Source organism: Armatimonas sp. (assembly GCF_043760365.1).
GTDB lineage: Bacteria > Armatimonadota > Armatimonadia > Armatimonadales > Armatimonadaceae > Armatimonas.
Map to the genome: position 1 here is coordinate 1 of NZ_JAYUPA010000498.1, position 1,631 is coordinate 1,631.

Consider the following 1,631-nt stretch of genomic DNA (forward strand, 5'->3'; position numbering starts at 1 on the left):
AGTGTCTGGATGGGAGCGCTGACCGTGCGTGGGCACAAGCTCCCCAGCCTAGCAGATCGTCAGCTTGGAGCGGAGCTCCGCTGGGATGGCCGTCCAGCACCACAAGTAAAAGTGACGGGCGGTCTTGCCTTTATGCAAAATGAGAGAACAGGATTTCAACCACGTACGGACAGTGGCTTCCCCGCGCCGTCCGAGCCTAGCGATCAGCTCTTGGCTCCCGGCACTACACGGCTATTGAGTGCCTACCTGCTTGTCTCCCGGCAGAAACATCCGGATCGGCTCTGGCGAGCAGGGCCCGTGCTCGGTTGGCAGCAAAGTTCCTTGGCAAACCTCCCGACCCGCGCGGCCTACGGGGGGCTCCTCCCCGAGAGCAGGCGCAGCAGCCTTGCAGTATTGCCCTATGCGGAGTGGCTCCAGCCGCTTCGCCCCCACCAGCACCTGCACGCGCTTCTCCGACCTCGGCTCGCACCTGCGGCGGGGGAGCTTCTGCCGCCCAACTTGTTGCCCGATCCCCTCTTCGCCCTTCCCGGCGCCAGCCGTGACCCATCCACAAGCGACCGTTTGGTAGACTTCTTCCTTCAAGGGCCAGACAGTCGGCGCTGGGACACGGAGGTATCGGTTCGTGATACCCGCGCTCCGCTCTCCTGGGATGCCACTCTCTTTCGCAAGGAGGTTCGCAATGGTTTTATCCTGACGGGCGACCCGCGCCTCTCGGGCTCGCTGCCGCTGAAGGCGATCACATCGGCAAGTACCACGGGTTTGCGCCTCACAGGCCGAAAGACGAATGACGCCGTTGGCTGGGAAGGCTCACTGTGCTACCAGAACAGCGGTGCCCTGGGTCTGCCATCTCTAGAGATGTCGTTGCGTGCGGATCTTCCACCGACAGCGGCACTCGGCACGCCCTACGCGCAGTTGCACTACTGGCAGAGTGCAAGCTCGACCTATGTTCCCGGTGGTTTTTCGGAGGGCAGCACATCGGCGCTGACACTCGTGGAGCTGGGAAGCCAGCGCCGTATTGGGCCACAGCGCGAGAGTTTTGTTCGGGCCCAGCTACCTTTCGGAGGTGCCCGCGCTTTCTTTCCGGGTTACCCGATTGCAGCACAACTGCTGGCAGGAGTCCGCCAGCAGTTTTAGGTCCCTAGAGAAACGCAATCAGAGAAACGCGATTCGCGTCACTCGAATACGTAGCTCGGAGTTATTGTCACCGCTGGATCGTCGGTGTTGGTTGGGGTAGACACGCTCCGTTTTGGTTTCGACCAGACGCTTGAGCTCCGCAGGGGTGATAGAAATATTGTACTCCCCCACATCCTCGTTTCCCGAGATGGAGTCGTAGTCCCAGAGATGCCCGGTGATAGTGACGGGCGAGCCCGAAGGTGTTAGCGTCCCTGGTGCATACATCACTTGCACTTCGGGTGGCCCGGCGAGCCGGGGATGGGCTGGCAGGAACTGAGAGCCGTCTAGGCGGAGCTCAGCGCCCAGGCGTTGGCCTTGGAGCGGACTACTTTCAGGGCGTTCCCATAAAATAGTGTCGTTGAGGCGCATCGCCCCATAGACCTCCAGATCGCTATCCGTGCCATCGTCGGTGTCTGTCAGAACTACACGTGCAGTGATTCGGTAGTGCTCGCCCAGCG

Annotated in this window: 2 protein-coding genes; one reads left to right on the plus strand and one right to left on the minus strand. The window is 61.4% G+C overall.

Annotation, left to right across the window (positions count from 1 at the left end):
* Positions 1–1,134, plus strand: a 1,134-nt coding sequence (locus ACH2EH_RS11630; protein ID WP_395141830.1) for a hypothetical protein, incomplete at its 5' end; no start/stop codon positions are given.
* 18 nt (positions 1,135–1,152) lie between these two features.
* Here ACH2EH_RS11630 and ACH2EH_RS11635 read toward each other — a convergent pair.
* On the minus strand, positions 1,153–1,631 hold a 479-nt coding region (locus ACH2EH_RS11635; RefSeq protein ID WP_395141832.1), incomplete at its 5' end, for a hypothetical protein.